16 protein-coding genes and 2 riboswitches are annotated in these 20,018 nt (G+C 63.2%); of the genes, 9 read left to right on the top strand and 7 right to left on the bottom strand.

Features of this window, described 5'->3' with window-relative positions:
- Positions 1–134: 134 nt before the first annotated feature.
- Both G473_RS0105110 and G473_RS0105105 read left to right on the top strand, forming a co-directional pair.
- Positions 135–2,390, top strand: a complete 2,256-nt coding sequence (locus G473_RS0105110; protein WP_029012222.1) for a TonB-dependent receptor — start codon at positions 135–137, stop codon at positions 2,388–2,390.
- A gap of 223 nt (positions 2,391–2,613) precedes the next feature.
- A complete protein-coding gene (locus G473_RS0105105) occupies positions 2,614–3,729 on the top strand; it encodes an alkaline phosphatase D family protein (protein ID WP_029012221.1) in 1,116 nt (371 codons plus the stop codon).
- 29 nt (positions 3,730–3,758) lie between these two features.
- Here G473_RS0105105 and G473_RS29010 read toward each other — a convergent pair whose 3' ends face one another.
- Both G473_RS29010 and ispH read right to left on the bottom strand, forming a co-directional pair.
- Positions 3,759–4,256 (bottom strand): helix-turn-helix domain-containing protein, encoded by a 498-nt coding sequence (locus G473_RS29010; RefSeq protein ID WP_051329892.1) that lies wholly within the window; start codon positions 4,254–4,256, stop codon positions 3,759–3,761.
- 253 nt (positions 4,257–4,509) lie between these two features.
- Positions 4,510–5,493 (bottom strand): 4-hydroxy-3-methylbut-2-enyl diphosphate reductase, encoded by a 984-nt coding sequence (ispH, locus tag G473_RS0105095; protein ID WP_051329891.1) that lies wholly within the window; start codon positions 5,491–5,493, stop codon positions 4,510–4,512.
- Positions 5,494–5,536: 43 nt separating this feature from the next.
- On the opposite strand from ispH, the gene G473_RS30620 reads away from it, so the two are divergent.
- The 7 genes from G473_RS30620 to G473_RS0105065 all read left to right on the top strand — a co-directional run bounded on the left by G473_RS30620 (position 5,537) and on the right by G473_RS0105065 (position 12,050).
- Complete coding sequence (locus tag G473_RS30620) at positions 5,537–5,710, top strand: hypothetical protein (RefSeq protein ID WP_161630943.1); 174 nt, start codon at positions 5,537–5,539, stop codon at positions 5,708–5,710.
- Positions 5,676–6,230, top strand: coding sequence for a hypothetical protein (locus G473_RS0105090; RefSeq protein WP_154667266.1), 555 nt, complete (start codon positions 5,676–5,678; stop codon positions 6,228–6,230). Before G473_RS30620 ends, G473_RS0105090 begins: the two co-directional genes overlap by 35 nt.
- 109 nt (positions 6,231–6,339) lie before the next feature.
- A riboswitch (glycine riboswitch) is annotated at positions 6,340–6,451 on the top strand.
- Positions 6,452–6,568: riboswitch (glycine riboswitch) on the top strand.
- Positions 6,569–6,626: 58 nt separating this feature from the next.
- The gene (gene gcvT / locus G473_RS0105085; RefSeq protein ID WP_029012218.1) at positions 6,627–7,745 is read left to right on the top strand and encodes a glycine cleavage system aminomethyltransferase GcvT; all 1,119 of its coding nucleotides are present in this window, start codon (positions 6,627–6,629) and stop codon (positions 7,743–7,745) included.
- Positions 7,746–7,926: 181 nt separating this feature from the next.
- Positions 7,927–8,298, top strand: coding sequence for a glycine cleavage system protein GcvH (gene gcvH / locus G473_RS0105080; protein ID WP_029012217.1), 372 nt, complete (start codon positions 7,927–7,929; stop codon positions 8,296–8,298).
- A complete protein-coding gene (gene gcvPA, locus G473_RS0105075) occupies positions 8,298–9,644 on the top strand; it encodes an aminomethyl-transferring glycine dehydrogenase subunit GcvPA (protein WP_029012216.1) in 1,347 nt (448 codons plus the stop codon). The genes gcvH and gcvPA overlap by 1 nt, the downstream gene beginning before the upstream one ends.
- The gene (gene gcvPB, locus G473_RS0105070; protein ID WP_029012215.1) at positions 9,644–11,197 is read left to right on the top strand and encodes an aminomethyl-transferring glycine dehydrogenase subunit GcvPB; all 1,554 of its coding nucleotides are present in this window, start codon (positions 9,644–9,646) and stop codon (positions 11,195–11,197) included. Before gcvPA ends, gcvPB begins: the two co-directional genes overlap by 1 nt.
- Before the next feature lie 310 nt (positions 11,198–11,507).
- Positions 11,508–12,050 (top strand): hypothetical protein, encoded by a 543-nt coding sequence (locus G473_RS0105065; protein ID WP_029012214.1) that lies wholly within the window; start codon positions 11,508–11,510, stop codon positions 12,048–12,050.
- A gap of 151 nt (positions 12,051–12,201) precedes the next feature.
- Here G473_RS0105065 and G473_RS25155 read toward each other — a convergent pair whose 3' ends face one another.
- The 5 genes from G473_RS25155 to rnr form a co-directional block, all read right to left on the bottom strand.
- Positions 12,202–13,221, bottom strand: a complete 1,020-nt coding sequence (locus G473_RS25155) for a DUF6607 family protein (RefSeq protein ID WP_210163225.1) — start codon at positions 13,219–13,221, stop codon at positions 12,202–12,204.
- 14 nt (positions 13,222–13,235) lie between these two features.
- Complete coding sequence (locus tag G473_RS0105055; protein WP_029012213.1) at positions 13,236–15,407, bottom strand: TonB-dependent hemoglobin/transferrin/lactoferrin family receptor; 2,172 nt, start codon at positions 15,405–15,407, stop codon at positions 13,236–13,238.
- 243 nt (positions 15,408–15,650) lie between these two features.
- Positions 15,651–15,818, bottom strand: a complete 168-nt coding sequence (gene rpmG, locus G473_RS0105050; protein ID WP_029012212.1) for a 50S ribosomal protein L33 — start codon at positions 15,816–15,818, stop codon at positions 15,651–15,653.
- A gap of 142 nt (positions 15,819–15,960) precedes the next feature.
- Positions 15,961–17,523: a S41 family peptidase gene (locus G473_RS25150; RefSeq protein ID WP_051329889.1), complete on the bottom strand. Its 1,563-nt coding sequence runs from the start codon at positions 17,521–17,523 to the stop codon at positions 15,961–15,963.
- Between the two features lie 139 nt (positions 17,524–17,662).
- A complete protein-coding gene (gene rnr / locus G473_RS0105040) occupies positions 17,663–19,945 on the bottom strand; it encodes a ribonuclease R (RefSeq protein ID WP_029012211.1) in 2,283 nt (760 codons plus the stop codon).
- Positions 19,946–20,018: the final 73 nt, after the last annotated feature.

The raw sequence follows: 20,018 nt of genomic DNA, 5'->3' as shown, positions 1-20,018 counted from the left end.
CCCTGTTTCGCAATCGCGTTCAAAAACCGTCAAGAATCAGGAACCGTAGCGTCAAATCAGCGCAATATTAGCATGTTATCGCCCCTGTGCGCCGCAGCAAAACAACCACCAGCGGCCTTCCAGGGAAGTCTCACATGAAACATGATCGTCTTCTGGCCGGCACGGCGCTGGCTACGCTGATCCTCGTCTCGCCCGTCATGGGCCAGACCGCTCCGCAAGCACAGGTCGCCGATGCGGGTGAAATGCTGGAGGAAATCATCGTCTTTGGCCGGGGGGAAGCCCGTCAGGTCCAGGGGATCAGCCAGGCTGCCATCGCGCTGGAAGCGCCGGGCACCAGCCCCTTGAAGGCGATCGACAAGCTGCCGGGTGTCAGCTTCCAGTCAGCCGATGCGTTCGGCGCCTATGAATGGTCGGCCCGTATCAGCATCCGCGGCTTCAACCAGAACCAGTTGGGCTTCACGCTGGATGGCGTGCCGCTGGGCGACATGTCCTATGGCAACCATAATGGCCTGCATATCAGCCGCGCCATCAGCTCTGAAAATATCGGCACCGTGACGGTGGCCCAGGGCGCGGGTTCGCTGGCCACGCCTTCCACCAGCAATCTGGGCGGCACGGTACAGTTCATCTCCCGCGATCCGTCGCAAGACGCCGGGGCCTATGTCGCCGGTTCCTATGGCAGTGAGAATACCGGTCGCGGTTTCGTGCGCCTGGATACGGGTGAGCTGGAAACCGGCACCCGCGCCTATCTCAGCTACATGCGCCAGAATGGCGAGAAGTGGAAAGGCAACGGCATCCAGAAGCAGGACCAGTTCAATTTCAAGGCGGTCCAGAATGTCGGTGAGGGTACGCTGACCGGCTGGATCAACTGGTCCGACCGGCGTGAAAATGATTACCAGGACATGTCGGAGTCGATGATCAATCGCCTCGGCCATGACTGGGACAATTTCGCCAAGAACTGGGCTTTGGCCCTTCAGGTTGCCGATATCTATAACGGTCTGGCCACCGGTCCTTACCCGGCCCCGGTCCAGACGGTGGATGATGCCTATTACGATGCCGCCGGCCTGCGCAAGGACACGATCGGCGCCGTCACCCTGAATTATCCGATCAGCGATATCGTCAGTGTCGATCTGACCGGTTATGGCCATACCAATGATGGCCAGGGCGTGTGGTTCACCCCTTACGTGCCGACGCCGGGCGGCGCGCCGATGTCCATCCGCACCACCGAATATGACATTGAGCGCTATGGGGCCACGGGTGGCCTGACGGTGACGCTGGGCGATCACACGATCAATGGCGGCTTCTGGTACGAGGATAATGATTTCAACCATGCCCGGCGCTTTTACGGGCTGAACCGCGCCTCGCCGGGCCGCTTCTCCACTGAGTTCCAGACCGGCCCGTTCGCCACCCAGTGGGAATATAGCTTCAACACCAAGACCACGCAGTTCCACCTGTCGGACGCGTGGAAAGTGATGGAAGACCTGACCCTGACCGCCGGCTTCAAGTCAGTGAATGTGGAGAACAAGGCCGACACGCTGGTCGGCCCGGTCAAGACCGGCTCCATCAAGGCCAAGGATAATTTCCTGCCCCAGGCCGGTGTGCTCTACGATATCAACAACGAGCACCAGATTTTCGCCTCCTATACCGAGAATATGCGTGCCTTCGAATCCTCCGGCACCGGCGGCCCGTTCAGCACGACGGCGGATGCCTTCAACCGTATCCGCGACGGGCTGGAGCCGGAATCCAGCCGTACCATCGAACTGGGCTGGCGTTTCCGGACCGAGAATTTCCAGGGCGTGGTTGCTGCCTATGATGTGCAGTTTGATGACCGCCTGCTGACGGTCACCGTCGGTTCCGGCATTCAGGGCCTGCCGCCGTCGCTGCAGAATGTGGGTGGCGTCTCCACCCGTGGTGTGGAAACCGCCGGCACCTATAACCTGACTGACGAGCTGTCGCTGTTCGGTTCCTACACCTACAATGACAGCACCTATGACGATGATGTGGTGGATGGCACCACCACCGTCCGCACCGATGGTAAAACAGTCGTCAACACGCCCAAGCATCTGCTGAAGGGCGAGGTCGGTTATGATGATGGCAACCTGTTCGGTTCCATCGGCGCCAACTACACGTCCAAGCGCTATTACACCTATCTGAACGATGCCTCGGTCGACAGCTACACGCTGGTGGAAGCCAGCATCGGCTACCGGTTCCAGGGTTCCCCCTGGATGGAAGGTCTGGTGATCCAGGCCAATGCCACCAACCTGTTCGACAAGAAGTACATCGCCACCATCGGCTCCAACGGCTTCACCAACAGCGATCCGTCGGGCAATGCCCAGACGCTGCTGCCGGGCGCGCCGCAGCAATTCTTCGTGTCGCTGAAGAAGCAGTTCTAATACCAGCGGCACGAAATCATGACCGATGGTCACGCTTTCGTGCACCTCGATCGCCGGCGTCGCCATCCAGCGACTTGGCTACGCCGCATGAGCGGCGCGGCGGCAGTCGCCGCCGTACGATCGGTCAAGAATTTTGACCGATCGTATAGGGCGGTTGAAGACCCTACCAGCGCCGGGCGGTTCTCTCCGCCCGGCGTCTTTCTTGTTCAGTGAGGTTTATCCGATGTCATCGCTTGACCGCCGTGCGCTGCTGACCGGGATGGCGGCCTTCTCCGCTGCCGCCACCGTCGCCCCCCAGGCAAGTAGCACCCCCGCCCGGCGGCTGGCGCCGGATGCCAGCCCGACCCGCATCGCGTTTGGTTCCTGCGCGCACCAGAGCAAGGATCAGCCGATCTGGGATGCCATCCTGGCGGCAAAGCCGGACCTGATGATCCTGTTGGGCGACAATGTCTATCTCGACACCCGCAATGTCGATGACATGAAGGCCAAATACGCCATGCTGGCAGCCAAGCCCGGCTTCCAGCGCCTGCGCGATGCGGTGCCCATCGTGGCGACCTGGGACGATCATGATTTCGGGGAGAATGATGCCGGCGCCGATTACCCCATGAAACATGAGTCCCGGAAGCTGTTCTGCGATTTTTTCGGGGAGCCGGCGGACAGTATCCGCCGCAGCCGGCCCGATGGCATCTACACCGATTACCTGTTCGGGCCCCCGGGCCAGCGCTTGCAGATCATCCTGCCCGATCTGCGCTGGAACCGCGCGCCCTTGAAGACCATCGACATGGGCGGGCAGGATTATGAACATTGGGCCAAGGCGCGGCATGCGGCGGGCCAAAGCGTTCCCGGCCCCTATGAGCGCCAGCCGGAGGATGAGGTCAGTCAGTTGGGCGAAAGCCAGTGGCGCTGGCTGGAGGATCGGTTGGCCCAGCCGGCTGACCTGCGCATCCTGGCATCCTCGCTTCAGGTCGTGTCAGATTTCCCCGGCTGGGAAGCCTGGATCAACTTCACCCATGATCACCAGCGCCTGATCCAGGCCATCCGCGCCAAGCGGGCCCAGGGCCTGTTCTGCATTTCCGGCGATACGCATTATGCGGAACTTTCCCGCCTGGATTTGAACGTGCCCTATCCACTGTGGGACTTCACTTCTTCCGGACTGACAGAGGTGTGGCCCGTACTGCCGCCCAATGCGCGGCGGGTGGGGGAGGCGTACCGATCCCAGAATTTCGGCCTGATCGAGATCGATTGGCCTGCCGGGAGCGTGACCATCACCATCCGCGATGTCACGGGCGGTCAGCGGCTGGAACAGAAGCTGAAACTGGCGGATTTGCGGGTGGCCTGAAAGCTTGGTGACAAGGACGGCGGCGCTTCTTACGCCGCCGTTACCATCTGTTTCTCCCCGCCCTGCGCCGCCAGGAAGGCGTGGCAGGCATCGCGGCGGGTGCGGTAGGCGCCCGGTGTCATGCCCACCGTCCGACCGAACATCCCGGTCAGGTGGGCCTGGCTGGAAAAGCCGGTGGCAATGGCGATCTCCGCCAGTTTCATTTCTGTTTCCAGCAGCAACTGCTTGGCGCCGTTGATCCGGCGGGCCAGCACATATTGGTGGGGGGCCATGGCCGTGGCGCCCTTGAAACGGCGGGCGAAATGGCTGGGGCTGAGGCTGGTGACAGCGGCCAGCCGGTTCAGGGACAGATCGGCATCCAGGTTCTGTTCTATGAACAGCACCACGCGGCGCAACTGAAAGCTGGTCAGGGCGCCGCCATTGCCATCACTGGCCAGCGGCGCGGCGATGGCACGGGCCAGGATATCGTCCACCGGCACCAGTTCGCGGGCCAGACAGGCAGCGATCATCGGGGATGGGGCAAGCATCGGCATATCCTCCCTGTCGGCCCCGACCAGAGGGCCGAGGGGCGGAAATGAATGGATAATACTCTCAACGCCATGGGCCGGTCGGGGCGGCGGACGATGACAGCGATTATGGATGGAGTGCGGACCGGCGTGAATATCCAGCCCGGAACGTCGCTGACATTAATCGCCCGTCATTTCCCCTGCTGTGCGCCCCGTCACTCTGGTTGTCTGAAACACTCCCTAACCATTTGCTTTCAAAGTGGATTACTCCAGTTCACTCCGCCGCCAGCACGCGGGGAAGCTTGAAGGACACGTTTTCAGTTGCGGTCACCACCTCTTCCACCGTCACCTGGAAGCGCTGGCGCAGGGCTTCCAATACTTCATCCACCAGCACTTCCGGGGCCGATGCGCCGGCGGTGATGCCCAGGCTGCGGATTTTTTCCAGCCGGTCCCAGTCAATCTGGGAGGCCCGCTGCACCAGCATGGCGCGGGTGCAGCCATGTACGCGCGCCACCTCCACCAGCCGGACGGAGTTCGACGAATTGGGCGCCCCCAGCACCAGCAACGCATCGGCCTTTGGCGCAATCGCCTTCACCGCTGCCTGCCGGTTGGTGGTGGCGTAGCAGATATCCTCTTTCTTCGGCCCGGCGATGGTGGGGAACCGGTCGCGCAGCGCCTCCACGATGGCGCCCGTATCATCGACCGACAGGGTGGTCTGGGTGGCAAAGGCCAGATTGTCGGGATCGGCCACCTCCAGGCTCGCCACATCCTCCACCGTTTCCACCAGATGCACGGCGCCCGGCGGCAACTGGCCGATGGTGCCCACCACCTCCGGATGGCCGGCATGGCCGATCAGGATGATGGTGCGGCCGGTCTCGTGATGGCGCTCGGCTTCCCGATGCACCTTGGATACCAGGGGGCAGGTGGCATCGACATAAATCATGTTGCGGCGCTGGGCTTCCGCCGGGATGGATTTGGGCACGCCATGGGCGGAGAAGATGACGGGCCGGTCGTCCGGCACCTCATCCAGTTCCTTCACGAAGACCGCCCCCTTGGCCTCCAGGCTTTCCACCACGAAGCGATTATGCACGATCTCGTGCCGGACATAGACCGGCGCGCCGAACTTCTGCAGCGTCACTTCCACGATCTGGATGGCCCGGTCCACCCCGGCGCAGAAGCCGCGCGGGGCTGCCAGCAGCACATGCAGCGGCGGCAGGTCCGACGGGCGGGAAGAGACGGGTGCGGCTTTGTCGATCATGATGCTGGGAAGTTCCCTGACGCTGCGTGTAAGTAGGTGTGCCATGAAAAGGCCCTTCTGGCAGGCTTGTGCCGCCGGTTGGGCCTCTATATTGTCGCGTGGCCGCGCCGCGGCGGGCTGGATCGGTTCCGGCTCCGCCGGTACGGAACATGTCCCGGATGACGGAAGTGAACGGACGCTTGATGACCAGCCCCTGCATGATGACGCGCCGGATTGACCATAATATAGGTTCGCCGGCCAGGAAAGCCGCCCGGTCCTGGCGCATGGCCGCCTGTGCGGGACTGGCCATGCTGGCGCTTGCCGGCTGTGCCGAAAATGATGCCATGGTTGCCGGCTGCCCCAATGTGGGCGTGCTGCGCGATGCCGGCACGCTGCGCACCGACCAGGGTGTGGCGGTGCTGTCCAGCCTTGTGGCGACCTGCGCCTATGATGATACGTCGGTCAAGGTGGCCGCCAACCTGCTGATCACCGGTCGCGCGGTGGAAGGCGGGTCGGCCACGTCGCTGCCGGTGACCTATTTCGTCGCCATCACCGACCCCAACCGCAATATCCTGACCAAGCGCACCTTCACCACCAGCGTGCCGCTGGATGGCGGCACCGGATCGGTGCAGGAGACGCTGGAACAGTCGATCCCCGCACCCAAGACCGTGGATGCCCGCTGGTACGAGGTGATGGTCGGCTTCCAGATGGACCCGGCCGAAGTGGACGCCAACCGCGCCCGCAACCAGGGTCAGTAAGACTGCCTGTCATCGGGTGCGGGTGGTCTGATCCGCCTGCTCCCGACGGGCAGCATATGGCGGCTTGACAGAAGCCGACTTATGGCTAGTTTGGCGCGTGCATAGCCGATTACCCTTTGCGGGAGAGACTGTTGCCCTGATCTGGTGGACAGAGAGGGAAGACAGCGCCGAAGGAGCAACCGCCCCCGGAAACTCTCAGGCAAAAGGACCGCTCAGGGTAGGCGCATCTGGAAAGCAGGCGGGCAGGGGTTCCACCCCGGCCGACAGCCCACCGACGGAGTAAGCCGACGTGTAAATCACGCGGCGAATCTCTCAGGGGCCAGGACAGAGGGGGGCAACCGCCGCGGGGACGATCCCCGCGACGGCCGTAACCTGTCCTGATGGGAGTGTCCCGCCTTGGGTGACACCAGCCTGCTGCGCACGCCGCTTTACGATCTCCATGTCGAACTGGGCGCCAAGATGGTGCCGTTCGCCGGCTATGACATGCCGGTGCAGTACCCGCTGGGCGTGCTGAAGGAACATCTGCATACCCGCGAGAAGGCGGGCCTGTTCGACGTTTCCCATATGGGCCAGGTGCGCCTGCGCGGGGCCGATATTGATGCCGTCATCAAGGCGCTGGAAGCGCTGGTACCGGGTGATATCGCCGCACTCGCGCCCGGCCGCATCCGCTACACCATGTTCACCAATGATCAGGCTGGCATTCTGGACGATCTGATGGTGACGCGGTTCGACGATCACCTCTATGTCGTCATCAATGCCGGCTGCAAGGTAGACGATCTGGCGCATCTGAAGGCCGGTCTGCCGGCGGGTGTGGAGATTGAGTATCTGGGTGACGATGCCGGCCTGTTGGCCCTGCAGGGCCCGGCGGCGGCAACGGTGATGGCCCGCCTGCTGCCGGAAGCTGCCACCCTGGGCTTCATGAGCGCCCGGACGGCCACCATCCAGGGCATCCCGGTACAGATCAGCCGGTCCGGCTATACCGGTGAAGATGGGTATGAGATCAGCGTCGGTGCCGCCGATGCCGAGAAGCTGGCCCGCCTGTTGCTGGCCGAGCCGGAAGTGGAGGCCATCGGGCTGGGCGCGCGCGATTCGCTGCGTCTGGAAGCCGGGCTGTGCCTCTATGGCCATGATATCGACACCGGCACCAGCCCGGTGGAAGCCGTCCTGACCTGGACCATCTCCAAGCGTCGCCGCACGGAAGGTGGCTTCCCCGGTGCCGCCATCGTGCAGGCGCAGTTGGCGGAAGGCCCGGCCCGCAAGCGCGTGGGCATCCAGCCGGAAGGCAAGGCCCCTGCCCGCGAACATACCGAAATCCAGGACCTGGACGGCAACCGCATCGGGGAGATCACCAGCGGCGGCTTCGGCCCCACCGCCGGCGGCCCCGTCGCCATGGGCTATGTCACGGCCGCTTCCGCCGCTGTGGGCACGCGCGTGCAACTGATCGTGCGCGGCAAGGCTTTGCCGGCCACCGTCGCGGCCCTGCCGTTCGCACCGCATCGTTATTTCAAGGGGTGAGACGGGCCGCGCCTCGCCCTAACCGTCACCCCGGCGAAGGCCGGGGTCCAGGGCCAGAGGCGCTTTTCTCTACGAAACTGGACCCCGGCCTACGCCGGGGTGACGGTTGAGAGAGCAAAGCCGACAGTCCCTTTTCACCAACGACACGTCATTTATCCCCCAAGACCCGAAAGACCCGACCATGACCATCCGTTTCACCCAGGACCATGAGTGGATCAAGCTTGACGGCGATGTCGCCACCGTCGGCATCACCGATTATGCCCAGCAGGCGCTGGGCGATGTGGTGTTTGTTGAGGTGCCGGAAGCCGGCCGCGAATTGACCAAGGGCAAGGATGCCGCCGTGGTCGAATCGGTGAAGGCCGCCTCTGAGGTCTATGCCCCGGTCGATGGCACCGTGGTGGAAGGCAATGCAGCCGTCGCCGACGAGCCGTCGCTGGTCAACACCGATCCGGAAGGGGCCGGCTGGTTCTTCAAGATGAAGATCAAGGACATGGCCCAGTTTGAGGCGCTGCTGGACGAGGCCGCCTACAAGTCCTTCATCGCGGGGCTGTGATGCGTTACCTGCCGCTGACCGAAACCGACCGCAGCGCCATGCTGGCCACCATCGGGGTGGACAGCGTGGATGCCCTGTTCCGTGACGTGCCCGAACAGGCCCGCCTGAAGGGCCCCATCGCGGGCCTGTCCGACCATATGGGCGAGTTGGCGGTGGAACGCCATCTGTCCCGTCTGGCCGCCAAGAACACCACCGCCTCCACCGTGCCGTTCTTCATCGGCGGCGGCGCCTATAAGCATCATGTGCCGGCTTCGGTCGACCAGTTGCTGCTGCGCGGGGAATTCCTGACCAGCTATACGCCGTATCAGCCGGAAGTCACCCAGGGCACTTTGCAGTACCTGTTTGAATTCCAGACCCAGGTGGCGCTGCTGACCGGTATGGATGTGGCCAACGCCTCCATGTATGACGGGGCGACCGGCACGGCGGAAGCCGTGCTGATGGCCGCCCGCATCAATAAGCGCAACAAGGTCATCCTGTCCGGCGGGCTGCACCCGCATTACCGGTCGGTGGTGGAAACCACCTGCGGCGTCATGGGCATGGATATCCGCGCCCAGGCCCCGGACTGGAAGAATGCCGAGGATCTGTCCGCCCTGATCGATGGCGAGACCGCCTGCATCGTGGTGCAGACGCCGTCGCTGTTCGGCCACCTGCGTGACTTCACCGCCCTGTGCGAGGCCGCCCATGCAAAGGGTGCGCTGGTCATCGTGGTGGTGACGGAGGTGGTGTCGCTGGGCCTGTTGACCCCGCCGGGTGAGATGGGTGCCGATATCGTCGTCTGCGAAGGGCAAAGCATCGGCAATGGGCTGAATTTCGGCGGCCCCTATGTCGGCCTGTTCGCCACCCGCGACAAATATGTGCGCCAAATGCCGGGTCGCCTCTGCGGCCAGACGGTGGATGCCGATGGCAAGCGCGGCTTCGTGCTGACGCTGTCGACGCGCGAGCAGCATATCCGCCGCGAGAAGGCCACGTCGAACATCTGCACCAATTCCGGCCTGTGCGCGCTGGCCTTCACCATCCACCTGTCGCTGCTGGGCGAACAGGGGCTGACCCAGTTGGCCCAGGTGAACCACGCCAATGCCGTGACCCTGGCTGACAAGCTGGAAGCGGTGAAGGGTGTGAAACTCGTCAATGACGGGTTCTTCAACGAATTCACCGTGAAGCTGCCCAAGAAGGCGGCCAAGGTCGTGTCCAAGCTGGCCGAACGCGGCATCCTGGCCGGTGTGCCGGTCAGCCGCTTCTACCCGGATATGGAAGGGCTGGAAGATTTGTTGCTGGTCGCCAGCACCGAGGTCAACAGCCTGGAAGACATGGACGCGCTGGTGCGCGGCCTGGAGGAGGTTCTCTGATGGCCATGAATAATCAGGGTCGCGACAGCACCCCCCATGCCGTGACGGTCGCCGGCGAGTTTGTCACCTTCACCGGCAACAAGGCGTTGCAGCAGGAAGAAGCGCTGATTTTTGAGCTGGATAACCCCGGCGCTGTCGGCGTTGACCTGGAAGCCCCGGTCACCACCAAGACCCGCCTGGGTGGGGTGAAGACCCGCGCCGGCGTCGGCCTGCCCTCCCTGGCCGAGCCGGATGTGGTGCGCCATTACACCCGGCTGTCCCAGAAGAATTTTGCCATCGACACGACCATGTACCCGCTGGGGTCGTGCACGATGAAGCATAACCCGCGCCTGAATGAAAAGATGGCGCGGCTGCCGGGCTTTGGCGATATCCACCCGCTCCAGCCGGTGGAAACCGTGCAGGGGGCGCTGGAGCTGATCGACCAGCTGGCCCATTGGCTGAAGACGCTGACGGGGATGCCCGCCATCGCCATGTCGCCCGGTGCTGGTGCCCATGGCGAACTGTGCGGCCTGATGGCCATTCATGCCGCCCTGGATGCGCGGGGCGAAAGCCATCGGCGCCGCGTGCTGGTGCCGGAATCGGCCCATGGCACCAACCCGGCAACGGCAGCTTTCTGCGGCTTCACCGTGGACACCATCCCGGCGGAAGAAAATGGCCGCGTCAGTGTGGAGGCGGTGAAGGCCAAGCTGGGCGATGATGTCGCCTGCATCATGCTGACCAACCCCAATACCTGCGGCCTGTTCGAACCGCAGATCCGGGAAATCGCCGATGCCGTTCATGCGGCGGGCGGCTATTTCTATTGCGACGGTGCCAATTACAACGCCATCGTCGGCCGGGTCCGCCCCGCCGATCTGGGCGTGGACGCCATGCATATCAACCTGCACAAGACCTTCTCCACCCCGCATGGCGGCGGCGGTCCGGGCTCCGGCCCGGTGGTCCTGTCCGACGCGCTGGCTCCCTATGCCCCGCTGCCCTTCGTGGTGCATGGCAAGGATGGGTTCACGCTGGTCGAACATGCCAAGGATGCCGGCAAGGCCCAGCCGTTCGGCCGGCTGAAGGGCTTCCACGGCCAGATGGGCATGTTCGTGCGCGCGCTGGCCTATATCCTGTCCCACGGGGCGGATGGGCTGCGGCAGGTGGCATCCGATGCGGTGCTGAATGCCAATTACGTGCTGGCCAGCCTGAAGGATGTCATGTCGGCCTCGTTCGACGGCCCCTGCATGCATGAGGCTTTGTTCGATGATCGCTTCCTGAAGGGCACCGGCGTCACGCCGCTGGACTTCGCCAAGGCGATGATCGACGAGGGCTATCACCCCATGACCATGTATTTCCCGCTGGTCGTGCATGGGGCTTTGCTGATCGAGCCGACGGAAACGGAAAGCAAGCAGACGCTGGACCGTTTCATCGCCACCATGCGCCATCTGACGGAAAAGGCGAAGGCCGGCGATCTGGCCCATTTCCAGGCCAGCCCGCGCCTGACCCCGCGCAAGCGCCTGGACGAAACCCAGGCGGCTCGCAAGCCGGTGCTGCGTTGGGTGAAGCCGGCGGCTTGATGGCTTGATCTTTTGAGCGGACGGCCCTCCTTGTGCGAGGGCCGTCCCGCTTGGAGGTTGAAGCCGGGCCTTTCCGTGCCTGGAAATTGACAGAAGGCCGCTGACCTGTCTGACTGGATGATCTGGTCATTGGAGGTTGCGGTCTATGAAACGCTACCCACCCCCGCCCATTTCCTGGCCAACAGGCCACGGGCAACTTGGTCCAGTACAAAGGAAGGCTGGCCGTTCTCCTCTCCTTCCCTTAGCTCACCGCCACCATCCCCATTTCAGTCGGGGCAGGGTCTTACAGCCCTTTTTCCAGGACCCTCCGATGGAGGTCGAAATGGAGGATATGGGGGCTATTGCAGCGCGCCAGCAGGCGGAATCGTCTGGGGTGGTTCATGGTGATCAATTGCGCTTTAAATATGCGCATACAGGATTTTTTTCAAAAAATCGCTTCCTCACGCTGATCCAGAGTAAATCAGTCGCCACAAATCGTAAGGGGATGTGTCGGAATTTCAAGGTTTCCGTCTTTGTTGATGGAAAACTGACGGATATGTTCATAAAATTCGAAATACAATATTATAATAACCATAAAGAATCCCCAATTGCCTACTTGATGCATATTGAAACAAAGGGTCATGGGTATGATGACCTGAAGGGCGTTGGTGCTCTGCTGGTCTTTGCCATGGCAAAGGAAATTACATCCCGCCATGTGTCTGATATGGAGGTGGCCCTTCCGGCCGCCGACCAGCGCGGATTTTACGCCCATATGGGATTTGACACGTCAGTCATGGGACGGGGGCCGGGCAAGACCGCTACTGTCTTTCAGAAATCACGGACATCAGCACAAAGCCACTGGTTGCCGGCTTGATTCCAGCGCTGTCCCGTTCGTCTTCCCCAAAAAAGTACCCCGGAAGCGGCGGCTTCCGGGGTCAGGGGACTTTCCAGGTTGAGAGTAGTCATAAGAGAAGACGGACCGGCGGGGATGGGGGCTTCAGGTTCCATCCCCGCCCGGTCCCGCGTCACCCCCGCGACGCGCCGGCTTTCGCCGGTTCCGGGGCCGTGGCTTTGGCAATCAGGGCTTTGGCCTGCGCCACGGCATCATTGGTCGCCGTCTTGCCGTCATTCACGGCATCGGCCAATTCCATCAACTGCTTACCGGTAGAGGAGCCATTCTCGGCTTCCTGCACCAGATGGATGCCGCCGGTCTGGGCTGCCACCTCGTCCCAGGCGCGCCGGACGGCGGCCCAGAAGGTGGCGGTCTTGGCCATATAGCTGTCGGCGGCGGCGAAATCGAACTCGGTCGACGGGCGATAGCTGTTCAGCACCACCTCATGCACGATGGTCTGGGGCTGACCGTCACGGGTGCCGACCTTGGCATTATCCTGCTCATGCACCCATCCCTCATGGGTCAGCGCATGGCGGTTGGTGCCGATATAATGGTCATAAACCGGCTTGCGGACGGCATCGCGGCGGGCCAGCGGGCGGGCGGTTTCATCGCTGATCCAGCGGGTTTCGCCGCGATCATAGGACCAGTGGCCGACCCCGCCATAGCGGGGCGAATCGTCCGTCTGCCATACGGTCTGTGCCCAGGCACCTTCGCGCTTGGCGGCATCCACTTGCTTTACCTTCCACTGGTCGGGGCCGGCATAGGTCAGTACGCTTTCCGGCTCATAGGTCCAGTCCTGGCGCCAATGCTTGATGATGAAGGGCTTATCTTCCTCATCCTTCACCACCAGCAAATGCTGTAACCGGATGGTGCGGCCCGTATCCTCAATCACCCGCACCGCCTCGAACCCGCCGGAGCGCTTGGGCTCCAGCGGTTCATAGCCGGGCACGAAGGCGGCGGTTTCATGGAAATGGAAGGTGACGCGGTAGGTGCCGGTCATGGAAAGGATAGCGGCACGGTCGCGGTTGAACTGCGTGCAGTCGGGCTTGCCGCAATCCGCTGCCGGGGCAGCGGCATTCTGCGCCAGGGCGGGCACGCTCGAGAACAGCGGCAGGGCCAGGGCGGCGGCGAGAAGGTGGCGGCGCTTCAGCATGGTCATCATCCCCCTCACAGCTTGATCGTCAGCGAGGCGCTGATATTGCGACCGGGCTGGGTGTAGCTGTCGAGCGTGCTGGAGGTGGCGGCCACGCCGCGCACATCGCTCCACCACCAGTATTTTTTGTCGAAGATATTGAACAGGCCGGCGCGCAGCGTGGCGTTTTCGGAGATGTTCCAATAGGCGGTGGCATCCAGCAGCAGGAAATCATCCGGGCGGAAGGCCGTGGTGCTGGCCACGCGGCCCGATGACTTGCCGGCGCTGTAGGTGCCGATCACCTGACCGCCGAACCGGTCCTCCTCCTCCTGCCAGGTCAGGCCGACGGTCAGCTTGAACGGATCGACGCTAGCCAGTGGCGTCTTGACCCCATCTTCCTTCTCGTCCCCCTTGGCATAGGCGGCGGCCCCGATCAGGCCGAAGCCTTCAGACAGTTTCAGATGGCCTTTGGCCTCCACACCGCTGATCTCCACCCGCGCCAGATTGACGAACTGGTATGTTGCCGGGTTGGTGGGGGTGAAATTGCCGGATACCATCACCTGCTCAATGAAGTTTTTGTACCAGCCGGCATAGGCGGTGACGCTGGCATTCCAGTCCTCACCCTTGAAGCGGAAGCCGCCTTCCACCGTGCGGCTGGTTTCCGGCCGCAGGTCGGGGTTGGAGATGGAGCGGTAATTCATCACCGGGTTGGCGAAGCCGTTATTCACCTGGCTGGGCGCGGGGGCCTTGAAGCCTTCAGCATAATTGCCAAACAGGCCGACCATCGGGTCTACCCAGTAAAGCGCGCTGAATTTCGGCGACAGCCGGTCATCGCTCTGTCCTGTCGGGGTGCCGACGAACATCGGGTCATTCTGCGGGTCCAGCTTGTAATAGTCGTAGCGCAGGGCCGGGAACAGGGAGAGATCACCGCCCAGCAGCGTCACCTCATCCTGCAGGAACAGGCCGGCCAGCGTGTAATCTGTCGTCGGGAAGGCGCGGGTCGGATAGGTCTCCCCCACCGGCGGCAGGGTGCCATCACGGGTGCCAACCTGCTTGGTGAGGGAGTAATCGCCGCCATAGACCAGCAGATGCTCTACGCCATCGCCCTTCAGGCGGGTACGGGCATCGAGATTGATGCCGGTGACCTTGTTATCGAAATAATTGTCGCGCACCCGGTCGGCCAGAACCGTGCGATCTTCCAACGAATATTGCCGCGTGTCGCTATCCTGATGATAGGCGGTCCAATGCAGTGCTTCCAGCGCCGGCAGATTGGCCTGATATTCATGGTCCAGGCTGATCCGGTCGCGCGAGGATGTGTCATGCACGCGGGTGCCGGTGACCGTGGCGCTGGCCGATGTCAGCACATCGGCTGTCATGTCGCTGTCGCTATGGTCATAGGTAAAGCGCAGGCGATGGGCGTCGTTGGGCTGGAAAACCAGCTTGGCCAAGCCGCTATTGCTGCCAATATCCTGCGGGTTGGGCTTGGTGCGGGCCGCACCCGTGCCGCCGACATCGCCCTGATTCTCGGTCGCCTTGCTGTCGCGCCGGTTATAGGCGACCATCGCCCCCCAGGCGCCGCTGCCACTGGCGAAGACCATGCCCTTGGACCAGCTATCATCCGCCCCGGCATAGCCAACCTTCACCTGACCGCCATACCATTTCCCGTCTTTCAGGAAATCGGCCGGGTCTTTGGTGACGAAGCTGACGGCACCGGCCAGGCCATCGCTGCCATAGAGCGCCGATGCCGGGCCGCGCAGGATTTCCACCGACTTCATCAGGTCCAGATCGACATAATCACCCCGCCCGACCGATTGGCCGCCAAAGGCAAAGGCATCCGGCACGCGGATGCCGTCAGTCTGGATCAGGACGCGGTTGCCTTCCAGGCCACGGATATTGAAACCGCTATTGCCATCGCGGCCGGTATTGGCGCCAGCGGCGGTGAAGCGGGCGGGTGCGGTACGCACGGACACGCCCGGCTCATACCGGATCAGATCCTTAATGTCCTTGACCAGCAGATCGTCGATTCGCTTGGCGTCGATCACGCTGACCGTGGCGGGCGCATCCACCGTTTCCTTCGGGGTGCGGGTGGCGATCACCGTGATCTCACTCACCTGGGTGGGGGCTTCCGCCACCTGTTGGGCCTGCTCTGCCGTCTGGGCGTGCGCCGGGCCGGCCAGGGCCATCATCACCAGGGGAAGTGCCGTCATACTCCGCCGCATTTGTCGGGCGCCTTCATCATCAGTTGCGAACTACTCGCAATTTGATAATGCGATTGATTTTGAGAATCAATATTAATTTCACCAAGCAGATGGCTTTGTCAAAGAGGGGTGGCGCGCCCGCCTGCTGAGGGCCTTCAGCGCCGCCCCCCTAGCCGAAGCGCCAAAACAAAAACCCCGCCGGTGAGGGCGGGGTTCTGTCGGAGCCAGATGGCATCTTCCCATAGGGGAAGATTACTTCATCTTGGATTCCTTGAAGGCAACGTGCTTGCGGGCCACCGGATCATACTTGTTGAATTCCAGCTTCTCGGTGGTCTTCCGCGGGTTCTTCTTCTTCACATAGAAGTAGCCCGTGTCGGCGGTGCTCACCAACTTGATCAGCACAGTGTTCTGCTTAGCCATGATAAATCCTACCTGCGTCTGACTTGCGGCCACCGCAAGGACGCGCGGCCGATCCAAAACAATCCTCTCCGCGACGAGCTATCCCGACACGGTACAGCGGCGGAATCTACTGATCCGCCCCCATCTGTCAAGGGTAAAGACCCTATCGTTCCGCAACGTTGATGTGACGGGATGCCAAGGCTTGCCGGTAAAGCCCGGTATCGGCCAAAAGCGACCGGGCCAGCGACAGGCCGGTTTCCGCCGTGACCATCCCGCCATCGGCTGGAAGGCTGGCCGGACAGGCCTCACGCAAGGCGGCCAGGGCCTGGGCATCATCCGATGCTGCCATCCGCTGGCGGACCAGTGTGGTTTGTGCGCCCTGGTCCGGTCGTGCCGCCGCGGCCAGCAACGACTCGCGCGTCACACCCGGCCGGGCGATGCAAAGATTGGGCTGCACGCCCTGAAGGTCGAAACTATAGCCGCTGGGGGCATAGATTCGCGACCAGGTGATGAACAGCTCCCCGCCATTGGGCAATTGGCTGACAAGCTGGACACTGCCCTTGCCGAAGCTGGACGTGCCGATCAGCATGGCGCGCCCGGCATCCTGGAGGGAAGCGGCGACAATCTCCGCCGATGACGCGGTATGCCCGTCAATCAGCACGACCAGCGGCACATCGGGGAAGGCGGCGACCGAGCGCTGCGCCTCGAACCATTGCACGGAATTGGGGTGGCGGCCGCGCGTGGTGATGATGCGGCCCTGGTTCACGAACAGGTTGACCACGCCCACGGCCTGAACCATCACGCCGCCGGGATTGCCGCGCAGATCCATGACCACACCCTTCAGCCCGCCGGGCGATGCCTGGGCCTTGGTCAGCGCGGCGCGGACATAATCCTGGGTGCCATTGTTGAACCGTTCGATCCGCAGGACGGCGATGCCGTTTTCCAGGCTGGCCTTCACCGTATTGGGCACCAGATGGCGGCGCTTGACCGTCAGGGTCCGCGCCCGCTGTTCATCGGTGCCCAGCTTCATTTCCACGCTGGTGCCGTCGGGCCCCTGAATCAGGCTGGCCAGCGTCTCGTAAGGGATGCCGATGGTGCGCGTGCCGGATACGGCCAGGATACGTTCTCCCTGGCGCACGCCGGCTTCCGCTGCCGGCCCATCGGCCACCAGATCGGCCACCTCGTAAAAGCCGTTCACTTCCCGGATCGTGATGCCGATCCCGTCATAGCCTTCCCGTTGCGAGCGTTCCTGCTGGGCACGGTTGGGTTCGGCATAGCGGGAATAGGGGTCCAGATCGGCCATCATTCCATCGAACATGTCGCGATAGACGGCTTCCTTGTCCTTGCGTGCCAGGGTGGGGGAGGCGGCGATCATGGCCCGCAGCATGTCTGCGGTCAGGCTGGCCCACCGCTCCGGCATGGCATCGGTGGGCATGGGCAGGCGCGCCTGCTCCTTGCCATCGCGCACCAGCACGAAATGGTCCGTATCCTCCACCAGCCACAATGCCTTGTCGGCGGCCGCCACCCGGCGCAGCCCGTCCCCCACCAGTTGCTGGAGGGCAACCGGCTTCAGCCAATTATCGGCGATGGGGCGCAGGGCGACGGTGAAAAGCTGTTCTGCCGTGACGCTGGCGGATTTGGACGTGGCCGACGGGCCGGCATGATTGGCGGCGCACCCCCCGATAAGGCTGAACAGAAGCAGGACAGGCGCCAGCCGTTTCACCATGCGAACATTTCCCCCATGGGCGGGTGCCGCTTATGATCTGCCGCACCTCATAGGGTTAACTCTGCCCCAGCGCGCCGGTGTCGTAAAGCCGTGCATGGTCGCAAAAGGTCACAATTTACTGTTGTCACGGGGGTTTCCATCACCGCCGGCGACGGGCGGGCCGGGGAGCGTCGATGCTGGTGGGCGGCGCTTCTTCGCCCCGCTTGCCCTTGCCGCGATGGCTGGCCCCGGCGCCGCTGCCCCGGCCGGCCGGCATTTCCGACCCATCATCGTGCAGCAGGCGGAAGACCATGGAACCGGTGATGGCGTCAGCCTCAATCAACCGCACCTTCACCCGGTCGCCCAGGGTGAAGACCCGGCGGTGACGGCGCCCGATCAGGGCATGGTGGATTTCGTCATGGTCATAGAAATCATCGGGCAGGGTGGAGATGGGGATAATGCCCTCCGCCCCCGTCTCGTCCAGCGTGACGAACAGGCCAAAATGGGTGACCCCGCTGGTCTTGCCGCTGAAAAGCGCGCCCACCCGGTCGGACAGATATGCAGCGACATAACGGTCCAGCGCGTCACGTTCCGCCTCAGCGGCGCGGCGCTCGGTACCGGAAATCTGCTCACCCATCTTGTCGAACCGGCCCATCTCCTCATCCGTCAGGCCGCCATCACCCAGCCCATAGGCGCGCACCAGGGCGCGATGGACCAGCAGATCGGCATAGCGGCGGATGGGGCTGGTGAAATGGGCGTAGCGGGTCAGCGCCAGCCCGAAATGGCCGATATTATCCGGCTGATAGACCGCCTGGGCCTGGGACCGCAGGATGACGGTGGAGATCAGTTCCGATTCCGGCGTGCCTTTGGCCTTCTCCAATATGTTGGTGAAGGCGGCGGGGCGCAGCACCTGACCCTTGGCCAGATTATAGCCCATGCTTTTCAGGAACTCGCGCAGCGGTTCCAGCTTGTCCAGGGCGGGTTCGGCATGGGCGCGGTACATGCAGGGGCTGGATTTCGCTTCCAGGGCTTCGGCGGCGGCCACATTGGCGGCGATCATGAATTCTTCGACCAGCCGGTGGCTGTCCAACCGGGCGCGCACGCCGATGCTGGCCACCTTGCCATCCTCCCCGATCGCCACCTTGCGTTCCGGCAGATCCAGTTCCAGCGTGCCCCGGCGCGACCGCGCATGCGCCAGCACTTCATAGGCCTGGTAAAGCGGGCGGATCACCGGGTCCAGCAGCGGGCCGGTCACCTCGTCCGGCTGCCCATCCTGGGCCGCCTGTACCTGCTCATAGACCAGCCGCGCGGCGGACCGCATCAGCCCGCGCACGAATTTGTGCCGCTTGATCTGGCCCGATGCGTCGATCCAGATATGCACGGCCAGGCAAGCGCGGTTGACGTTCGGCTTCAGGCTGCACAGCTCGTTCGACAGCGCCTCGGGCAGCATCGGCACCACCCGGTCGGGGAAGTAGCAGCTATTCCCCCGCTCATAGGCCGACCGGTCCAGCGCGCTGCCGGGGCGGACATAGAAGCTGACATCGGCAATCGCCACCAGCAGATGGAAGCCGCCTTTGTTGTTCGGGTCCGTGTCCGGTTCGGCAAAGACCGCATCGTCGAAATCGCGGGCATCGGCGCCGTCGATCGTCACCAGCGGGTAATCGCGCAGGTCGGTGCGACCGGCCAGCGTCGGTTCCTCCGCCGCTGCCGCCTCTTCCAGGGCAGCGCTGGGGAAAATGGTGGGGATGCCGTGCTGGTGGATGGCGATCAGGCTGATGGCGCGGGGTTCATCAATGCCGCCCAACACCTCCACCACGCGGGCCTGTTTCAGGCCCAGGCGGGAAGAGGGCAGCACTTCGGCCACCACCAGATCGCCGGGCTTCGCGTCGCCGGCATTCTGCGGCAGGATGACGAATTCAGCCTTGGCGCGGCGGTCGGCGGGGCGCAGCCGCCCACCCTCACGTCCCAGCTCATAGACGCCCACCATCTGCGCCTGCTGGTTTCCATCCAACTTACGGATCGTTTTGCCTTCGTAATAATCGTCGCGCAGCCGGTTCAGCCGCGCCAGCACTCGGTCGCCGATGGCAAAGCCCGCCTGACCCCGTCGTTCCGGCAGCATAACGATACGCGGCGGATCATTCTCCGGGTCGGCCCAGTTCATCGGGCGGGCGATCACTTCGCCATCGGCATCAATATCGCTGATGATCAGCACGCCCACGGGCGGCAGGCTGGCCGGCGGGGCCAGACGGCGGCGACCGCCCTTTTCAATGGCGCCATCGCCTTCCAGGTCGCGCAGCACGTCTTTCAACAGGACGCGGTTATCGCCCGTAATGTGGAAGGCCCGCGCAATTTCCCGCTTGCCCACCGGCACCGGGCTTTCCCGGATAAATTCCAGGACCTGTTCCTTGGTGGGGAAGGGGGCTTCTTTCTTCGGGTTCTTCACGGGCGCGCAAATCCAGACAGGGGAGATAAAGGGTTCATGTGGCGCGCACCATGCCACAATTCCACCCGCCCGG

The sequence above is a fragment of the Niveispirillum irakense DSM 11586 genome, assembly GCF_000429645.1.
Taxonomy (GTDB): Bacteria; Pseudomonadota; Alphaproteobacteria; order Azospirillales; family Azospirillaceae; genus Niveispirillum; species Niveispirillum irakense.
The sequence above is the reverse complement of the archived record's forward strand: the minus strand, read 5'-3'. Positions and strand labels throughout refer to the sequence as shown.

Excerpts from the sequence above, each read along its gene's own strand:
- G473_RS25155 (WP_210163225.1), bottom strand. The coding sequence starts at position 13,221 with ATGCTGAAGCGCCGCCACCTTCTCGCCGCCGCCCTGGCCCTGCCGCTG.
- G473_RS25150 (WP_051329889.1), bottom strand. The coding sequence starts at position 17,523 with ATGGTGAAACGGCTGGCGCCTGTCCTGCTTCTGTTCAGCCTTATCGGG.
- G473_RS0105110 (WP_029012222.1), top strand. The coding sequence starts at position 135 with ATGAAACATGATCGTCTTCTGGCCGGCACGGCGCTGGCTACGCTGATC.
- G473_RS0105090 (WP_154667266.1), top strand. The coding sequence starts at position 5,676 with ATGACCAGCCCCTGCATGATGACGCGCCGGATTGACCATAATATAGGT.
- rpmG (WP_029012212.1), bottom strand. The coding sequence starts at position 15,818 with ATGGCTAAGCAGAACACTGTGCTGATCAAGTTGGTGAGCACCGCCGAC.
- G473_RS0105105 (WP_029012221.1), top strand. The coding sequence starts at position 2,614 with ATGTCATCGCTTGACCGCCGTGCGCTGCTGACCGGGATGGCGGCCTTC.
- G473_RS0105065 (WP_029012214.1), top strand. The coding sequence starts at position 11,508 with ATGGAGGTCGAAATGGAGGATATGGGGGCTATTGCAGCGCGCCAGCAG.
- G473_RS0105055 (WP_029012213.1), bottom strand. The coding sequence starts at position 15,407 with ATGACGGCACTTCCCCTGGTGATGATGGCCCTGGCCGGCCCGGCGCAC.
- gcvPB (WP_029012215.1), top strand. The coding sequence starts at position 9,644 with ATGGCCATGAATAATCAGGGTCGCGACAGCACCCCCCATGCCGTGACG.
- gcvH (WP_029012217.1), top strand. The coding sequence starts at position 7,927 with ATGACCATCCGTTTCACCCAGGACCATGAGTGGATCAAGCTTGACGGC.
- ispH (WP_051329891.1), bottom strand. The coding sequence starts at position 5,493 with ATGATCGACAAAGCCGCACCCGTCTCTTCCCGCCCGTCGGACCTGCCG.
- G473_RS29010 (WP_051329892.1), bottom strand. The coding sequence starts at position 4,256 with ATGCTTGCCCCATCCCCGATGATCGCTGCCTGTCTGGCCCGCGAACTG.
- gcvPA (WP_029012216.1), top strand. The coding sequence starts at position 8,298 with ATGCGTTACCTGCCGCTGACCGAAACCGACCGCAGCGCCATGCTGGCC.
- G473_RS30620 (WP_161630943.1), top strand. The coding sequence starts at position 5,537 with ATGAAAAGGCCCTTCTGGCAGGCTTGTGCCGCCGGTTGGGCCTCTATA.